This is a genomic window from Mesorhizobium sp. M1050 (genome assembly GCF_040318715.1).
Classification (GTDB): Bacteria; Pseudomonadota; Alphaproteobacteria; order Rhizobiales; family Rhizobiaceae; genus Mesorhizobium.
This window is the reverse complement of record NZ_JAMYMV010000042.1, coordinates 17,085-33,932: the sequence shown is the minus strand read 5'-3', so window position 1 is coordinate 33,932 and position 16,848 is coordinate 17,085. Positions and strand designations below refer to the sequence as shown.

The 16,848-nt window shown below is 62.0% G+C and carries 16 protein-coding genes; 1 reads left to right on the top strand and 15 read right to left on the bottom strand.

Features of this window, described 5'->3' with window-relative positions:
- Positions 1-231: 231 nt before the first annotated feature.
- The 5 genes from NKH57_RS21585 to NKH57_RS21565 all read right to left on the bottom strand — a co-directional run bounded on the left by NKH57_RS21585 (position 232) and on the right by NKH57_RS21565 (position 5,221).
- Positions 232-1,311 (bottom strand): ABC transporter ATP-binding protein, encoded by a 1,080-nt coding sequence (locus NKH57_RS21585; RefSeq protein ID WP_352947069.1) that lies wholly within the window; start codon positions 1,309-1,311, stop codon positions 232-234.
- Positions 1,312-1,321: 10 nt separating this feature from the next.
- Positions 1,322-2,167, bottom strand: a complete 846-nt coding sequence (locus NKH57_RS21580) for a carbohydrate ABC transporter permease (RefSeq protein WP_023756753.1) — start codon at positions 2,165-2,167, stop codon at positions 1,322-1,324.
- Positions 2,160-3,023, bottom strand: a complete 864-nt coding sequence (locus NKH57_RS21575) for a carbohydrate ABC transporter permease (RefSeq protein WP_352947066.1) — start codon at positions 3,021-3,023, stop codon at positions 2,160-2,162. Before NKH57_RS21575 ends, NKH57_RS21580 begins: the two co-directional genes overlap by 8 nt.
- Before the next feature lie 143 nt (positions 3,024-3,166).
- Entirely contained in the window at positions 3,167-4,405 is a 1,239-nt protein-coding gene (locus NKH57_RS21570) for an ABC transporter substrate-binding protein (protein WP_352947063.1), read from the bottom strand.
- A 129-nt stretch (positions 4,406-4,534) separates the two neighbouring features.
- The gene (locus NKH57_RS21565) at positions 4,535-5,221 is read right to left on the bottom strand and encodes a GntR family transcriptional regulator (protein ID WP_352947060.1); all 687 of its coding nucleotides are present in this window, start codon (positions 5,219-5,221) and stop codon (positions 4,535-4,537) included.
- Between the two features lie 82 nt (positions 5,222-5,303).
- Between NKH57_RS21565 and NKH57_RS21560 the strand changes: the two genes are divergently transcribed.
- Positions 5,304-6,440 carry a mandelate racemase/muconate lactonizing enzyme family protein gene (locus NKH57_RS21560; protein ID WP_352947119.1) on the top strand — a complete coding sequence of 379 codons (1,137 nt, stop codon included), beginning with the start codon at positions 5,304-5,306 and terminating at the stop codon, positions 6,438-6,440.
- Positions 6,441-6,604: 164 nt separating this feature from the next.
- On the opposite strand, the gene NKH57_RS21555 is transcribed toward NKH57_RS21560, so the two are convergent.
- The 10 genes from NKH57_RS21555 to NKH57_RS21510 all read right to left on the bottom strand — a co-directional run bounded on the left by NKH57_RS21555 (position 6,605) and on the right by NKH57_RS21510 (position 16,830).
- A complete protein-coding gene (locus NKH57_RS21555; RefSeq protein ID WP_352947057.1) occupies positions 6,605-7,441 on the bottom strand; it encodes an SMP-30/gluconolactonase/LRE family protein in 837 nt (278 codons plus the stop codon).
- A 10-nt stretch (positions 7,442-7,451) separates the two neighbouring features.
- Positions 7,452-9,221, bottom strand: a complete 1,770-nt coding sequence (locus NKH57_RS21550; protein WP_352947054.1) for a CoA-transferase — start codon at positions 9,219-9,221, stop codon at positions 7,452-7,454.
- Between the two features lie 14 nt (positions 9,222-9,235).
- Complete coding sequence (locus NKH57_RS21545) at positions 9,236-9,388, bottom strand: hypothetical protein (RefSeq protein WP_352830874.1); 153 nt, start codon at positions 9,386-9,388, stop codon at positions 9,236-9,238.
- Complete coding sequence (locus NKH57_RS21540; RefSeq protein ID WP_352830875.1) at positions 9,385-10,167, bottom strand: enoyl-CoA hydratase/isomerase family protein; 783 nt, start codon at positions 10,165-10,167, stop codon at positions 9,385-9,387. The genes NKH57_RS21545 and NKH57_RS21540 overlap by 4 nt, the downstream gene beginning before the upstream one ends.
- Before the next feature lie 2 nt (positions 10,168-10,169).
- Positions 10,170-11,375: a CaiB/BaiF CoA transferase family protein gene (locus tag NKH57_RS21535; protein WP_352830877.1), complete on the bottom strand. Its 1,206-nt coding sequence runs from the start codon at positions 11,373-11,375 to the stop codon at positions 10,170-10,172.
- A gap of 21 nt (positions 11,376-11,396) precedes the next feature.
- Entirely contained in the window at positions 11,397-12,182 is a 786-nt protein-coding gene (locus NKH57_RS21530; protein WP_352947050.1) for an SDR family NAD(P)-dependent oxidoreductase, read from the bottom strand.
- 1 nt (position 12,183) lies between these two features.
- Positions 12,184-13,179: an ABC transporter permease gene (locus NKH57_RS21525; protein WP_352947047.1), complete on the bottom strand. Its 996-nt coding sequence runs from the start codon at positions 13,177-13,179 to the stop codon at positions 12,184-12,186.
- Positions 13,180-13,223: 44 nt separating this feature from the next.
- Positions 13,224-14,756, bottom strand: a complete 1,533-nt coding sequence (locus NKH57_RS21520) for a sugar ABC transporter ATP-binding protein (protein WP_352947044.1) — start codon at positions 14,754-14,756, stop codon at positions 13,224-13,226.
- A complete protein-coding gene (locus NKH57_RS21515) occupies positions 14,746-15,729 on the bottom strand; it encodes an ABC transporter permease (protein ID WP_352947041.1) in 984 nt (327 codons plus the stop codon). Before NKH57_RS21515 ends, NKH57_RS21520 begins: the two co-directional genes overlap by 11 nt.
- A 69-nt stretch (positions 15,730-15,798) precedes the next feature.
- Positions 15,799-16,830, bottom strand: coding sequence for a sugar ABC transporter substrate-binding protein (locus NKH57_RS21510; protein ID WP_352600729.1), 1,032 nt, complete (start codon positions 16,828-16,830; stop codon positions 15,799-15,801).
- Between the last annotated feature and the right edge of the window lie 18 nt (positions 16,831-16,848).

Below are 16,848 nucleotides of genomic sequence, written 5' to 3'. Positions count from 1 at the left end.
TGTATATCGGGATAATTGATTTAATCAATGCGTTGCCGGCTCCATGTCATTTCGGGCCGTAGACCCGCGGGGCGGAGCGATAGCCGTGTCGAGGCGAGCAAGACCGATGTGTCACAGCGAGGCGCGACGCGGCGGACGTGCTTGAGCTTGGAGAAGAAGCGCTGGAGGCGTTTGCGTTCGTGGCAGTCCACTTCGGGGGGATTTGAGCGGAATGTTCGGAGTGTCCACGCCCTAAATATCGATGCGCTGCTCACTGCCGGGGTCGAACAGGTTGACGCTCGCCGGATCGACGGCAAGGAATATTGGCTCTTTTCGCCGGCCTGCAAACCTCGGTGGCAAGCGTGCGATGATCGACTGCTCGCCAACCTGCACCGTCACCATGGTTTCAGGCCCGGTAGGTTCCACCACATCGATGACCCCTGTGACCGAAGCTTCATCGCGCGCAACCGCCTTTAGTTCTTCAGGCCTTACGCCCAGGATCACCGGGCGGTCGAAATCGACCTGTCGCTTGCCGGCCGGCATTGCGACCGACACGCCGTTCGCTGCGAAACGTACGCCGCTCGGGCTCGAGGCCAGTCGTCCAGGAAGGAAATTCATTGCCGGCGATCCGATGAACCTTGCGACGAAGATGTTGGCGGGCCGTTCATAGATGGTGCGAGGATCGGCCAGTTGCTGGATGTGGCCTCCCTTCATCACCGCCACCTTGGTGCCCAACGTCATTGCCTCGATCTGATCGTGCGTCACATAGACGATGCTCGTGCCGAGACGCTCGTGCAGGCGCTTGATCTCTGTGCGCATTTCCACACGAAGCTTGGCGTCGAGATTGGACAGCGGCTCGTCGAACAGGAACAGCTCGGGGTCGCGCACGATCGCCCGCCCCATTGCAACGCGCTGCCGCTGTCCTCCCGAAAGGTTGGCGGGGCGCCGGTCGAGCAGGTGCGAAATCTGCAGCAGTCGTGCCGCGTCGTCGACTGCACGTTTACGCTGGTCTGCGTCCACGCCCCGCATTTCCAGTCCGAAGCCGATATTTCTCGCTACCGACATTGTCGGGTAGAGCGCATAGGACTGGAACACCATCGCGATATTGCGGTCCTTGGGAGCAAGGTCGACGACGGAGCGGCCGCCGATCAGGATGTCGCCGCCGGAGGTGTCGTCGAGGCCGGCAATCATGTTGAGCAAAGTCGACTTGCCACATCCGGACGGCCCGAGCAGAACCAGAAAGCCTCCGTCCTCAAGCTCGATGTCGACCCCGTGAAGGACCTGCACGGAGCCATAAGACTTGCGCACGTCCCTGATGGAAAGCGTCGCCATGCGAATACTCCTAACCCTTGATGGCGCCCGCAGTGAGCCCCTGAACCATGGTTCGCTGGACAATGGCGAAGAGAACGACGACAGGCAGGATGCTGAGAATGCCGCCCGCCGCCAGGACGCCCCATGGAAGCTGGAACTCGCCGACCATCAGCTGCAGGCCCACGGGCCAGGTACGGGATCCCTGCCCCGTCGTCAGCATCAGGGCGAACAGGAACTCGTTCCACGCGGCGATGGCAATGAACACCGAACTTGCGACCAGGCCGTTGCGCGCGAGCGGCATGACGATGCGGACCATGGCACCAAGCCTGGTCGAACCATCGATGCGTGCCGCGCTCTCGAGTTCCCTGGGCGCGGAATCGAAGAAACCTTTGAGCATCCACACGAACAGCGGCAGCAGGAAACTCGTATAGGCAAGCGCAAGGCCGAAACGGCTGTCCACGAGACCAACGCCGCGCATGACGACATAGAGGGGAATGATCATCATGACTGCAGGAAACATGCGAACGACAAGATAGCCGAGCATGAGCTGAGTTCGGCCCCGAAACGCGAAGCGGGAAAATGCATAGGCCGCAAGCGTACCCGTGGCGACGCAGATCGTCACCGTGAGGAAAGTGACGGTGATGCTATTGCCTATCAGGCGCGGGAAACCGGACTGCGTCCAGATGGCCACATAATTGTCGAAGGTAACGCGCCTCGGTATGTACTGCATCGTCTGGGTGACAATGTCGGCCTCATATTTGAGCGATGTCAGCAACATCCAGATCATCGGACCGATGCAGAACATCGACAGGCCCGCGAGGACGAAGTAGGTAGCGATGTTCGCAACTGTGCGCCGGCGGCGCTTGCTTTCAATCATCGCCCTCTCCCTTGGTAATCCTGGACAGGCGGATGTATGCCGCCGCGAAGATCATCAGGATCACAAACATCACCACCGACAGCGCCGACGCGTAGCCGAAATTGAATTCCTTGTAGGCGGTCTGGAAGGCATATAGCGACAGGACCTGCGTGGCATCTCCCGGTCCGCCACCGGTGAGAATGAGGAGCAGATCGGGCGAATTGACCAGACCAATGACGCGCAGGATGACTGCGGCCGCGATGACGGTCTTCAGCATGGGCAAGGTGATCAGCCTGAGCTGCGCCGGGACGCCGGCGCCGTCCACTGCCGCTGCCCTATAGAGATCTTCGGGAATACTCTTCAGGCCCGCTAGCAGCAGCAAGGCGAAGAATGGAAAACCATGCCAGGCCTCGACGAGGACGGTCGCCGCCAGGGCGGTATTGGGATCCGCGAACCAGGCCTTGTAGGTCTCCAGCACGCCCACGCGGACAAGAAGGTCGTTGATGACGCCAAGCCGCGGATCGAGCAGCAAGGCCCACATATGGCCCGCAACGACGTTGGGGAGGAAATAGGGAAGCAGGATAAGCACGGCGAAGATCTTCGTGCCCGGCAAATCCCTGTTGAGGGCTGTCGCGGCGAGAAGGCCAAGCGCCAGTTCCAGCACGATGGCGGCAGTGACCCACACAACTGTATTCTTCAGTGCGATCCAGAAGACCGGGTCGGACCACATTCCCGCATAGTGTTTGAAGCCGACCCAGCCATCCAGCCCGGGACGCGTCAGACGCATGTCGCGAAAACTGATGGCCATGCCGTAAAGCGTCGGATAGGCGATCACCAGAAGGATCATGACGAGGCTGGGGAGGAGCAGTAAGTACATCCAATATCGGGTCTCGGACAGTTCGCCGAGGGCCCGCAAAGGCAGATATCTGCTTGAGCTTGACGTCATGTATCTCCGGAGCGAAAGCACCGTCCCGTTGCGTTCAAAGCACGGCTACACGTCGGAGCAGCCGTGCCGGGATATCAGCGAAGGGCCGCTTCGAGGCCTTGGATCATCCGGTCCACAGCCTGTTCCGGCGTCGATTGACCCGTGAGCACCGATTGGAAAGCGGGATTGACGACATTCTCGGACCAACCCGCCGCGCCAACGAAATTGTTCGGCAGGCGTCCAAACTTCAGCGTCTCGACAGCCGCGTTATAGATTGGATTACCGGTGATCCGCTGATCCTGCAGGGCAGCGGCGGAGGCCGGGAAATAGCCCGTGCCCTCGAGCAAGGTCAGCGCAGCATCGGTCTGGCCCCAGAAACTCACCCACTGCCAGGCGGCCTCGATATTGTCTTCCTTCATGATACCGTTGCCGGCGTAGGCGACGCGGGCGACATGCGCCTTAGGACCGGCCGGCATCGGTGCGGTCGAGAACTGCTTGCCCTGCTTCATCGCAGCCGAGATTTCGTTCAGCGAACCGGTATGGTGCCATACCATCGCGGTCTGCCCGGTGCGGAAGCCCTCCATGATCTGGCGGTAGCTGTCGTTGGGCGCGCTCGGCGGCACAACCTTTTCCTTCAGGAAGAGATCGGAATAAAACGTTATCGCCTCGACCGCCGCCGCCCTGTCGATGGCTGGCTGTCCATCCTTGACGATCGGCGAGCCAAACGCCTCCATGACATCGATGACGTATTTGAAACCGCCGGCGCCGGCGCGCATCCCGAATGCATACCTGCCCTTCGATGGATCGGTGAGCTTGCGGCAGGCACCCAGGAATTCGTCGAAATTCGTGGGTGGCCCGGCCAATCCGGCTTCCTCGAAATAGTCGGCGCGGTAGTACATCCAATCGACGAAGGCAAAGGCGGGAACCGCGTAGATGGCGCCGTTGCTGGAAAGCCCGGTCCAGCGATTGTCGGGAAAATTGGCCTTGCCCTGCCACCCGTTCACCCGCTCGGTAAGGTCAATCAACCCCTCCATCGCGGTAAGATCGGCGAAGCGCTCGGCGATCACCATGGCGGTATCCGGACGCCCGCCGGTCAGCACGGCCGAAGAGACCTTCGCCATGTATTCGGAGTTCGGGATGTTCTCCTGGGTCACCGCCACATCCGCATTCGCCGCCTGGAACGATCCGATGATCTTCATCAGGCTGGTCATTTCCGACTGACTGGTGAAATGGTGCCAGTAACTGATGGCATTCGCGGCACGGGCACCGCCGACGCGCCCTGCCATCGCAAGAGCCGCCGAACCCATAAGAAACTGCCTCTTGTTCAACTGCATGCGACCTCCTCCCAGATATCAGATCAGCAATCTGATCGATCAGTTGCAGTTTTTGGGTAGCATCCTTTCCCACGCCGTGCAACCGCGCCGGCGCGCAAACTGGGAAAACGACTGATCGCTACCGGGCTGTCAGACGAGACCCAGGTTCCGTTGCATCGCAGCCTGGAAATGTGACTGCAGCTTTGCTTCGGCAGCGTCCGCATTCCTGGTGCTGCAAGCCTCGAGGATGTCGAGGTGCTCCTTGATCGTCCGGACAATGATAGGCGCGGTGATCTTCCGGTCGAGCCGCAGCAGGCGCAGATAATTGTGCATGCGCCGGTAGGTGCTGTCGATCAGAGGATTGTGCAATGACGCAATGATTGCGCCGTGAAACTCTCCCTCCAGCGCGTCCATCGCCTCCAGTTGTTCCTTTCCGAGGCCATCCCGCTCCACGCTTCTAAGCAGACGGGAATGCCGGATTTCCAAGGCATTCATGACGGTTTCGTCGCCTTGTTCGGCAAAGACGCGGATCGCCGAGCGCTCAATGATGGCGCGAAATTGGTAGGTCGCACGCGTAAGCTCCATGCCGGGCCTGATGAACTGGATGCCGGAGCGCGGGTGGATGATCAGAATCCCTTCCGCCTCCAGAACGCGCAGAGCGTCCCGAAGCGGGGCAACAGGCACGTCGACGATCGCGGACAACTCGTTTTGCGAGACGAAGGCCCCGGCAGGAACGCGCCTGTCGAACAGGCCCTCCAGAACACGCTGATAGGCAATATCGCTCATACGGACGGCTGCCCCCAGGGCGGTAGAGACGGTTTTTGCTTTGCCCACCACTTGCGGCACCCCCATTGGTCCGATACTAAGATGCAATCTGATAGATCAGTTTATCATTGTAAACGATCAGAAAGCCCTTGTGATGAGCCTTTCGCATTTTCGTATAACCCGATTTCAGTTCGCCCGCGACCGTGTAATCGGAGACAGTCAAGTTCGGGTGGACGATGTCAACGTCGCCACGTTGGAACTCGTCTCGGAAAGCGGTGAGGTGGGGCTGGGGTTCATCCAGGCGCTCTTCAATCCTCTGCCCGATCAGACGGAGATCGAGACTGTTTTCGAACACGAGGTTTGGCCGACACTCAAGGGGCACAAGGCGATCGCGCTGGTTCACCGTGTGAACCGCCCGCGCGGCGGCAACCAGCGGACCTATTCGCTGCCCTTTCACGAGGCGGTTCAGGTGGCGCTTTGGGATCTTGCGGCGAAAGAAGCCGGCCTGCCTCTTCATGTCTTGCTTGGCAGTCGCCGCAACCGCGTGAAAGCCTACGCCAGCGGCCTTGATTTTCACCTCGACGATGAGGCCTTCGTCTCACTGTTCTCTCACGCGGCATCGCTTGGCTACTCCGCTTTCAAGATCAAAGTCGGCCACCCGGATTTCGACCGCGATCTGCGGCGCCTGGAGCTGTTGAAGACCTGCGTTCCGGCAGGCTCAAAAGTCATGATCGATCCGAACGAGGCGTGGACATCGAAGGAAGCGCTCGTGAAATTGGTCGCGATCCGCGATGCCGGTCACGATCTTCTCTGGGTCGAGGATCCAATCCTGCGTCACGACCACGAAGGATTGAGAACGCTCAGGCATGCCGTGACATGGACCCAGGTCAACAGCGGCGAATATCTGGATCTTCAAGGCAAGCGGCTTCTTCTGGAAGCCCACGCAGCCGACATGCTGAATGTCCACGGCCAGGTGACTGACGTCATGCGCATCGGGTGGCTAGCCGCGGAACTTGGAATCCCGGTCAGCATCGGCAACACCTTCCTGGAGGTTGGCGTGCATATGGCGGTCGCGCTTCCCGAGGTCGAATGGCTGGAATATTCGTTCCAGAATTTCGATCATCTGGTGGAACAGCCCATCGAAATCCGAGACGGCTACGTCTATGCGCCCGATCGACCCGGCCATGGACTGGTGCTTTCCGAAAAAGCACGCGGCGAATGGAGGAGACCGAGGCGCCTGGCTCGGTCGGAACTGGGCACAGCGCCCGAAAATCCACGCCTTGTCCCGTGAAGCAGAAGAGGAGCTGAAGCCGAGACCAGGGCGCGGTCAGAAAATCAGAAATCCTGCTGTCGTTCCGTGCAGCCCTCGGAGACTGCGCGGTAGTGGCGACAACCCACCCAAAGTCCGATCGAATTTGCACCAGTTATCATGAGTATTTGATGCCGCGCGTCGGCTTATCGACCGCCCAAGGTCAAATCGATCTCGGTAATGTGCCAGCGGCCGAGATTGGAGGTGTAGAGTTTGTTACCCTTGAAGGCGATATTGGTGGGATGCGCCAGCGTGGTTGCCGCAGGATCCTCGATCAGCACTTCGAGCCCCCGATCGTTGCACCAGCAATAGATCCGGCTGGGCTCGTAACACGAGATGAACAGCGATCCGTCCGGAGCGAAGGCTAGGCCATCCGGGACGTTATGCACGCCCTCGATGACGACCTGTTTCGGCCCAGCCGCACCGTCGGCAAGGATCGGCACATGGCTGACACACGAGGCATTGCTTTCCACCACATAAATCCCGCTCCGCTCCGGCGCCATGGCCATGCCATTGGCGAAGGAGATCGCCTCCTGGCACCACAGACGGCCTTCGCCCGTTTCGAGATCGTAGCGGAAGATGCCGGAACGATTGTCCTCGCCGACGCTGTCCGACACGTAGAGCCAGCCCCTCGCCTCGTCGACGATGGGATAATTCGGCACGCGGATGCCGGACGACGCGAAGCGCTCCATGCGCGCTGTCGCGGCATCCCAACGAAAGATTGCCGCGTGCTTCAGGTCACAGGCGAAGCAGTTCCCCATGCTGTCGAAGGCTATGCCGAGCAGAAAACCGTCCGTGCCGCCCATGCGCTCAACCGAGCCGCCATCGGCGGCCAGCCGCAGGAGGTCGCCGGTTTCGGTGCCGCACCAGATCGACCCGTCACGGTGGACTGCCACGCCCTCCGGGTGCGCGACGCGCGGGCTGGTGAAGATGCCGTCGAAGAAAACGCGCGCGGCGGACATGTCGAGCAATGGTTTTGCCATGGAGCGCTCCTCAGATTGCGACGTGCGATCTCTGTGCGGCGATGCAGAGCTCGACCATTGCGCGGTCGGCGGCGAGTATCTCGGCGATCAGCGCACCGCGCTCCTTGGCGCTGACAAATTCAAGGCGGCGCAAGCCGAGCGGGTCGATGCGATTGCGCAGAACAGCGAGCGCATCGCTGGAAGGAAGCGGGACCTCCCGGCAATCGGCGTCGAAGGTCACCGCAAACCCGGTGGCGTCACGGACCTGCTGGCGCGTGACACCTGGCATGGTCTCAAAGACGATCAATTCGCGGGATATCTGATCGAGCCGGAAGACGCAGAGATCGGTGAACACCAGCGCCTGGCCGGTGCGATAGCCCATCGACTTTCGCTCCGCCGGTGTCAGCAGCCCGCGGGCGGAACTGACGATCTCCACCTCATCCACCAGCGACTGCACCGAATGCCGGGGGATGTAGAGCAAATAGTCGCGGTGCATGTTGGCGACATCGGCCATGCCGCCTTGCCCTGGCAACCGTATCAGGCCGCCGCTCGGTTTGCGCAGCGCGATCGTGTTGACGCGGCCGCGTCGGTCGACTTGCGCCGCGCCAACGATCTCATGCGTCACGGCACCCGCCTGATAGTAAGTCGAGTAAGTGTCGTCGCCGCCGGCATGCGTCACCGCCGTCTCGCAATCAAGGCTTTCGATCAGCGACAGGATCATCGGGCTCGGCGCTATGTCGAGATGGCCGCAGCTCATCGTCGCGATGATCATGTCGGGCGCATGCGTCGCCTTGGCCAACCGGTAGGCGACGTTGGCCAGCGGCGAGACAGCGCCGGCGCTGGCAAAACTCTCATTGTCGAGTTCGGCGGCGATGCGGGCGGCAATGATCTCGTCGATGGATGCTTTCTCCTCACCATATGCGAGCGCCGGCATTGCGAGAGCCGTTTTGGCGCGAACCTTCGTAGCCTTTTGCAGCGGCTTCGGCACGCCATCGGAGGGCAGCCGCAGACTGTCCGCCAAGGGCGTTTCCCTGGCCGCCAATGCTTGCGACAGCGCCTGATAATCGGTGACATAGAATGGCAGGCACGAGGCCGGGTAGGCACCGCCCGGCATAAGCGCTATGGCCGAAACCTGGTTGCGGGTCAGCACGCTCTGGCGTCCGCCCTGCCGCAGCGCCCCAACCGGGACGATCTCCTCGACAGTGACCAGCACCTTGCGCGCCGCGCCCGCCATTGCGAAGTCCAGTGCGCGCGGGCCGATGACCTGAACATTGCCATTTTCATCCGCCCGCTGTGCGTGGACGACGAACGTATCGAGCCTCAGCGGCGGGATGAATCCCATGTCCGTTCCGGCGATCGGATCGGGCACGGCTCTCGCGCCCGGCAAACGCGACAGCATGTCCGATCCCTCCGGAAGCTGGAACGGCATGGACGGCAGATTCTGCTGCGCAGCCCGCAGCGCCTGGATCATGGCCAGTGCCGTCCAATCGCGAACCGGTATCGCTCCGCTTTCGGCGGCGGCACGGAACCTCGGCGGCAGGCCGAAAATATCGAGACTGGAGAAGCAAAGGTCGATTTCCGCCACCGCATCCGCTTCGAGCAGCAGCTCGAGCGGCAACCCGCCCGCCCAGCAAACGTAGTGCAAATCCTTGACGCCCAGCTGGGCAATCGCGTGCAGCAATGCGATCGGCAGCCGAGCGAAATGGTGACCGCCGACGCCAAGCGAGTCGCCTTGGCCGACCATCGCGGCCAGCCCTTCGACATCAGTGAAGCGCGGCCGGTTCGACTTGACCAGGGACATTGCGGCACGATCATTCACAGCGCGGACGCCTCGATGCGGTAGCGGGTCACGAACGGCTTTTCGGTTGAGAATTCCAGCGCCGTCGCAACGCCGGATTGGGCGATGGGGTTGTCAGCCAGCGCAAGCATCGCGCCAAGCCGCTGGACGGTCAGCGCGCCGGTCTTCACGGCCCAGCCTTCTTTGTCGTGCTCCTGTCGGCGAATTCTTTGACCCGCTGCTGGCCGATCTCGCTGCGATAGAGGTCGCCCAATATGTCGCGTTCCATGGCGAGGCCATCGGCCAGGTCGCCCGAAACGGCATGCAACGTCAGTGCCTTCAACCCTTCGATCGCGGCGGCTGGCTCGGCGGCAATTATCTCAGCCAATTCCAGCGCGCGCGCCATCAGCCTGTCGGCGTCGACGATCTCGTTGACAAGGCCGGAACTGGCGAATTCAGAGGCCGGTAAGATGGCGCCGGTCATCAGCAGCAAATTGGCACGGTTGCGGCCGAGCTTGGCGACGCTGCGTTGCGTACCGCCACCGCCGGGGACCAGCCCGAGCTTGATCTCCGGCAGGCCGAGTTTCGCGAACTGGTTGGCGATCACGATATCGCAGCACAGCACCAACTCCATGCCGCCGCCCAGGGCAAAGCCGTTGACCGCCGCGATCACCGGTTTGCGGTTGTTCTCGATCGCCGCGTACATGCGCATGCCGGCAGTCTGGAACGTGTCGAACTCGGCGGCGGTCTGCGCGGCGTATTCCTTGATGTCGGCGCCGGCCATGAAGCCGCGACCTTCGCCGGTCACCACGATCGCTCCCACGCCCGCATCGTTGGACAGCGCCTCGAAGGCGTCGGTGATCTCACCTTGCATCATCCGGTTCATGGCGTTGAGCTGGTCGGCGCGGCGGAAGGTGACGACCGCGACGCGGCCAGAGATTTCGACCGTGAGTGTCCGATAGAAGCGCATTGTCAGGCCGCGTCCACAGTCATGTCGCCTGACGCCTCCAGTGCTGCGATTTCCTCCTTGGAGAGGCCGAACTCGGCCAGGATCTCGCGGCCATGCTGGCCGACCAGCGGCGCCGGCCGCTCGATGGTCGCGGGCGTCTCGCTCATCTTGACCGCGGGCGCCACCACCCGCACCTTGCCGCCGCGCGGATGATCATAGCTGGTGATCATGCCCATATGCTTGACCTGCGGGTCTTCGGCCGCGCGGCGGATGTCCTTCACCTCGGCGCACCAGATGTCGGCTGCCAGCAGCCGTGCCAGCAGATCCTGCGTGGCGAATTTCTTCGTCTCCGCATTGACATTCTCGAACACCTCGTCGCGCTTGTCGAACAAGGTTTTCAGATCGTCGTAGACGGCAAGCTGCGGCGCCTCCAGCACCTCGTAAAGCGTCTTGAACGGGCTCATGGCGATCGAAATGTAGCCGCCGTCCTTCGCCTCGTAGATGCCGAACGGCGCCTGCATGCCGGGATGGCCGATGCCGGAATTGGGCCGCACGAAATCCTCGCCGAGGTTGAGCACGGCTACATATTCCTGATTGAGATGCGCCAGCAGACCGGCCAGCAGATTGACCTCGATCTTCTGGCCCTTGCCGGTCTTCTCGCGATAGTAAAGCGCCGACAGGATGCCGTAGACCATGTTCATGGCGCCGATCTGGTCGGCGAGCCCGGCGCCGGCCGGGACCGGCGCCTGGTCGCCGCGGCCGGTGTTGGCAATCAACCCGGCTAGCCCCTGGATCAGCATGTCCTGGCCGGGGCGCTCGACATAGGGGCCTTCCTCGCCATAGCCGGAACCCGAACAATAGATGATGCGCGGATTGACGGCCTTGAAGTCCTCGTAACCATAGCCGAGTTTGGCCAGCACGCCGGGGCGGAAATTCTGCACCACTACGTCGGCGCTCTCGGCCATCTCCATGATGATCGTGTGCACCTTGCGGCTCTTCAGGTTGAGGGCAATCGAGCGCTTGTTGCGGTTCCAGGCGAGGAAATTCGGGCTCTCGGAGCCGCCCACCCATTTGGCGAAGAAGGTCATGCCACGGAACATGTCGCCAGCGCCGGCACGCTCGATCTTGATGACATCGGCGCCCATGTCGCCGAGCAGCTGTGTGGCGAACGGGCCCTGCAGCAAATGGCTGAAATCGAGGATGCGGACGCCTTCGAGGGCCTTGTTCATTTCAAATCTCGTTTCGTGTTTTCAAAGCAGTTCGGGAACATAGCGCGGTGCGGCGGTCAGCCCGCCGTCCACACGCAAATCGGTGCCGGTGGTGAAGCCAGCGGCATCGGAGGCGAGATAGACGGCGGCCTCGGCCACTTCGGAGGGTTCGCCTATGCGGCCGAGCGGATGCATCTTGACCCAGGCCTTGGCCAAGTTGCCGCCGATCTCCTTGATCAGCCTGTCGTTCATCGGCGTGTTGATGGTGCCAGGCGAGATCGAATTGACGCGGATGTTCACCGGGCCGAACTCGACCGCCATCTGGCGCGTCATCGCCATCACCGCGCCCTTGGCGCCGGCATAGGCGGTCCAACCGTCCAGCCCGATATGACCTTGCGCCGAGGCCATGTTGATGATCGAGCCGGACTTCTGCGCGATCATGTGCGGCAATGCGTATTTGCAGCCGCGAAACACGCTGGTCAGGTTGACCGCGATCAGCCGGTGCCATTGCTCGTCGGTCATCTCGTGCACCGGCATGCCGCCAATGGCGATGGCGGCATTGTTGACCAGGATGTCGAGGTGCCCGGTCTTCTTGACGGCGCTGTCGATGAGGCCGGCGATGTCGGCCTCTTGAGAGACGTCGCAATGCACGTAATCGGCGTGACGGCCGGCGGCGCGAAGTGCGGCCGCGAATTCCTCGCCGGCGCCGTCGGCTATGTCGCCGAGGAAAACATGCGCGCCTTCGCGCGCCATCGCTTCAGCGATCGCGTGGCCGATGCCGTCGGCAGCACCGGTTATGATAGCGGTTTTCCCTTCCAGACGAGCCATGTCAGCCTCCATTCGCGCGCCGGCGTTTCGCTTCGTCGAAGGCGACCGCGGCGATGATGATCATGCCGGTGATGACCAGTTGCCATTCGGTCGGCAGGCCGAGGCCGCGCAGGCCGTTGGACAGGAACTGCAGGATCAGCACGCCCAGCGCCATGCCTGTCAGGCTGCCAATGCCGCCGGCAAGGCTGACCCCACCGAGCACCGTCGCGGCAACGACCTGGAATTCGAAATTGAGCCCCGCCGTATGCTGCGCCGAGCCGACGCGCGCGGCGAGAATAATGCCCGCAATTGTCGCCAGCAGTGAGCTGATGATGAAGCAGATGAACTTGACGCGCCGCACATCATAGCCAGCCAGCCGCGCCACTTCCTGATTCCCACCGACGGCATAGATCTGCCGCCCGAACGGCCGATGCTGCATCATGTAGGCGAAGGCCGCGAGCAGGACGATCGCGATGACAGCCGAATAGGGGATGGTGTTGAACAGGCGGCCATCCGACAGAGCGATGAAGCTGTCGAGGCTGGCATCGTCCGGGATGGCGCGCTGGCCGGTATAGAGATAAACGCCGCCACGCATGATGAACATCGTGCCCAGCGTCACGATCAGCGAGTTGATGCCGGCATAGGCGGTGAGATAGCCGTTCACCACGCCGATGATCAGCCCGAACAGCAGCGCGCCACTGATGCCGAGCCACAGCGAATTGGTGTCGTTCATGATGATGATCAGCGGCAACGCAATGGTCGCGAGCAGAGAGCCGATCGAGATGTCGACCTCGCCGGAAATGAACACGATGGCGCAGCCAATCCCGGCGATCAGCGGCAGCGACGCCTGGCCAAGCACGTTGGTCAAATTGCGCACGGAGAAGAAATTCTCGACCGTGACGGAAAAGAACGCCAACACCAGGACAAGGCAGGCGAGCAGCGCCAGTTCCTGCCGGGCGACGAGCCGCACTAACATGGATGGTTGGGCCTTTGCGGAGGCCGTGGCTGCAAAGCTCATCGAGTGCTCCCTTCGAGGCGGGGCTGATCGCTGGATGTCATCATCTACCCGATCGCCGCATTGAGGATCTTCTCCTGCGTGGCTTCCTCGCGCGACATGACCACGGTCAGGCGGCCTTCGCACATCACCGCGATCCGATCCGCAAGTCCGAGCAGCTCCGGCATCTCGGACGTCATCATGACCACCGCCAGGCCCTCGCCGGCGAGCCGGTCGATCAGCGCGAAGATTTCCGACTTGGCACCGACATCGATGCCGCGCGTCGGCTCGTCGACGACGATCACTTTCAGGCCCCGCATGAGCCAACGCGCGATCAGCACTTTCTGCTGATTGCCGCCCGACAGGTTCTTCACCTGCTGGAACAGGCTGGGCGTCTTGATGCGGAAACGGTCGACATAGTCCTGCACCGCCTTGTGTTCCTTCGCCTTGTCGACGAACCCCAGGCGGGCGAAAGCACCGAGCGAAGCCAGGCTGGCATTCTGGTAGACAGGCAGTTCGCCCATCAGCCCTTCGCTCTTGCGGTCTTCGGTGAGCAGACCAATGCCGAGCTTGACGCCGGTGCGCGTGTCATGCGGCACGAGCCGGCTGCCGTCGACGGTGACCGTGCCCGCAGTGATCGGGTCATAGCCTACGATCGCCTTGGCGAGTTCGGTGCGGCCCGCGCCCATCAACCCGAAGAAGCCGAGCACCTCGCCGGCTCGTGCCTCGAAGGAGACGTCGGTCAGCTTCTTCGCCGTGCTGAGGTTCTCCACCGACAGCGCGACCTTGCTGCCCGCCGCGCCACGCTGGCGGGGAAACAGATTGTCGATGCGCCGGCCGATCATGTCCTGGATCAGCGTGTCGTTGGTGTGCTCGCCGATCGGCCTGGTCGAGATGTGGCGCCCATCACGCAGCACGGTCACCGTGTCGGCGATCTCGAACACCTCGTCGAGCTTGTGGCTGACATAGACCACCGCGATGCCAAGGCTGGCCAGCCGGCGGATGACTGTGAACAGTAGCGAAACCTCGTTGGGCGTCAGCGACGATGTCGGTTCGTCCATCACCACGACGCGGGCTTCATGGGCGAGCGCGCGCGCGATCTCGACCATCTGCTGCTGGCTGACCGGCAGCGATCCCGTGCGCGCCGCCGGATCGACGTTGAAGCCGATGCGGTGGAATAGCGCAGCTGAATCGGCACGAATCTTCTTCCAGTCGATCGAGCCGGCTCTGCCGGTCGGATAGCCTTCCAGGAAGATGTTCTCGGCAACGGTGAATTCGGAGATCAGCGCGATCTCCTGAAACACGACCTTGATGCCTTCCTTCAAGCTGTCGCGCGGCGACTTGATGTCGACCTCGCGCCCGCGCATGCGGATGGTGCCGGCATCCTTGCCGTAGACACCAGCCATGATCTTGATCAGCGTCGACTTGCCGGCGCCGTTCTCGCCCATCAAGGCATGGATCTTGCCGGGCTCCAGGCTGAAGTCGACATTGTCGAGCGCCACGACGCCGGGGAAGCGCTTGTCGATGCCGCGCAGTTCGAGCGCCGGCACGCTGGTGTCGATGGCCGCGCCTTCGCCAGGGTGAAGGAAATCAACGGACATTGGCTTTGTTCCGGATGATGTCGAGATAAGTTGCAAGGATGATGACGACGCCCGGCACCACCATCTGCAGGTCCTGGTTCCAACCGAGAATGATGATGCCGTTGTCGATCACCTTCAGCACCAGCACGCCGAGCAAGGTACCGAACAGCGATCCACGGCCGCCGAGCAGGCTGGTGCCGCCGAGGATAACGGCAGCAATGACGGTCAGTTCGAAGCCTCGGCCGGCGGTCGGCTGGCCGGCATTCATCAGCGACGATAGGATCAAGCCGGCAACGCCGACGCAGAGTCCGGTGAGGACGAAGGCAAACAGCTTGAGGCGCTCGGACCGAAGGCCGGACAGGCGCACCGCCCTTTCATTGGCGCCAACCGCATAGAGGTAGCGGCCGAGCGTGGTGAAGCGCAGCGTCACATAGGCAACCACGAAGATCAGCGCCGCCAGGATGACGGGGACCGGCACCGCGCCGACGTAGCCGGCGCCGAGATCGGTGAAGCTCGCGAGCTGATTGTGGTTCTGCACCGCCTCGCGCGTGAACAGATAGACGCCGCCTTGCAGCATCATCATCGTGCCGATGGTGGCGATCAGCGAGTTGACGCGCAGCCTGGTGACGACCAGCCCATTGAACAGGCCGACCCCGCCGGCAAAGGCAAGCGCCGCCAGCAAGCCAAGCGTGAGGCTGTGTGTAGAATTGAGCACCGCCATGCCGATGCAGCCGACGAAGGCGAGTGAAGCGCCGACCGACAGATCGACCTCGGCGGTGATGATGAGCATGGTCATGCCCGAGGCTACGATCAGCACCAGCGCGCATTGGCGCAGAATGGCGATGATGTTGGCCTCCGAATAGAATTGCGGCGCCGCAATCGAGATGGCGATGCAGAGCACCGCCAGGATGACACCCAGCACAAGCTGGCTGCTGCCCAGCAGCTGGCCACCGACAAAGCGCTTCGGCGCGGAGGCGTGTGTAAGCTCGCTCATCTCGATCCATTCGGCCGCTATGGTTCAGGCGCCCTTCCCGCAATGCGGGAAGGGCAATGTCAGCCGGCTTTATTTCTTCAGGTCGGCGGAGGTCTTCATGCACTTTGCCGGCGGCTGCAGTGCGTTGACGGCATCCCATTTGATGGTGCGGGTGGTGCCGTCATAATCGTAGAACTTCTTCCAGTCCTCGCCGTTCATCGGCGCGGTCGGGCTGACGATGTGCTCCGGCACTTCCTCGTTGTTGAACAGTTTCACCGCTGCATCGATGGCGGTAAAGCCTTCTTTTTCCGGGAACATCGCGGCCTCGATGCGATACGACGGCTCGTTCTGCATCGCGTTGATGAAGGCAAGCCCCTCGCCGCCGGTGCCGACGGTCAACAGGCCATCCTGCGGCTTGCCAGCCGCCTTCCAGGCCTGCAGCCCGCCCAGCGACGACGAGTCGTTGATGCCGTAGATGATGTTGATGTCGGCGTTCTTGGCGAGTGCCGCCGAAGACACTTCGAGAGCGCGGTCGGGATTGCCGCCGCCGTCAAGGTCGTGGACCATGACCGCGTCAGGAATGACGGTCTTCAGCCCGTCCATGAAGCCGTGCGAGCGCAGCACCGTGGCGGAGAGCAGCGGCAGGCCGACATTCATCACCTTGGCAACGCCGCCGAGCTTTTCCTTGGCATATTTGCCGGCTTCGACGCCGGAAAAATAGCCGGTGTCATAGTCGCAGATGGCGACCATCGTGGTCATGCCCTTGACCGGATTGCCCTCGAGCACCACCGGAATGTTGGCGGCTTTGGCCTGGCGCAGCAGCGGTACCACACCTTCTTCATTCACCGGCGTGATGATCAGCACATCGACGCCCTTGGCTATGAAGTCTTCGGCTGCAGCGACCTGCTTGGATATGTCGAGATTGGCGTCCTGCACCTCGACCTCGATGCCGAGTTCCTTCCCGTGAGCCTTCATGCCTTTGATGACGTTTTGGTACCATTCATGGGTGGCGTAATTGGTGACGTACCCGATGCGCTTGGGCATGTTCTCGGCATGTGCAGCCGCCGCGCTCATGGCCAGCGCGGCCGCGGATGCAAACAGGATTGACTTGGACCAGTGCATTTTCTTCTCCCAGGTTTA

Excerpts from the sequence above, each read along its gene's own strand:
- NKH57_RS21525 (WP_352947047.1), bottom strand. The coding sequence starts at position 13,179 with ATGAGCTTTGCAGCCACGGCCTCCGCAAAGGCCCAACCATCCATGTTA.
- NKH57_RS21585 (WP_352947069.1), bottom strand. The coding sequence starts at position 1,311 with ATGGCGACGCTTTCCATCAGGGACGTGCGCAAGTCTTATGGCTCCGTG.
- NKH57_RS21550 (WP_352947054.1), bottom strand. The coding sequence starts at position 9,221 with ATGTCCCTGGTCAAGTCGAACCGGCCGCGCTTCACTGATGTCGAAGGG.
- NKH57_RS21570 (WP_352947063.1), bottom strand. The coding sequence starts at position 4,405 with ATGCAGTTGAACAAGAGGCAGTTTCTTATGGGTTCGGCGGCTCTTGCG.
- NKH57_RS21560 (WP_352947119.1), top strand. The coding sequence starts at position 5,304 with ATGAGCCTTTCGCATTTTCGTATAACCCGATTTCAGTTCGCCCGCGAC.
- NKH57_RS21520 (WP_352947044.1), bottom strand. The coding sequence starts at position 14,756 with ATGTCCGTTGATTTCCTTCACCCTGGCGAAGGCGCGGCCATCGACACC.
- NKH57_RS21510 (WP_352600729.1), bottom strand. The coding sequence starts at position 16,830 with ATGCACTGGTCCAAGTCAATCCTGTTTGCATCCGCGGCCGCGCTGGCC.
- NKH57_RS21540 (WP_352830875.1), bottom strand. The coding sequence starts at position 10,167 with ATGCGCTTCTATCGGACACTCACGGTCGAAATCTCTGGCCGCGTCGCG.
- NKH57_RS21535 (WP_352830877.1), bottom strand. The coding sequence starts at position 11,375 with ATGAACAAGGCCCTCGAAGGCGTCCGCATCCTCGATTTCAGCCATTTG.
- NKH57_RS21580 (WP_023756753.1), bottom strand. The coding sequence starts at position 2,167 with ATGATTGAAAGCAAGCGCCGCCGGCGCACAGTTGCGAACATCGCTACC.
- NKH57_RS21575 (WP_352947066.1), bottom strand. The coding sequence starts at position 3,023 with ATGTACTTACTGCTCCTCCCCAGCCTCGTCATGATCCTTCTGGTGATC.
- NKH57_RS21515 (WP_352947041.1), bottom strand. The coding sequence starts at position 15,729 with ATGAGCGAGCTTACACACGCCTCCGCGCCGAAGCGCTTTGTCGGTGGC.
- NKH57_RS21555 (WP_352947057.1), bottom strand. The coding sequence starts at position 7,441 with ATGGCAAAACCATTGCTCGACATGTCCGCCGCGCGCGTTTTCTTCGAC.
- NKH57_RS21530 (WP_352947050.1), bottom strand. The coding sequence starts at position 12,182 with ATGGCTCGTCTGGAAGGGAAAACCGCTATCATAACCGGTGCTGCCGAC.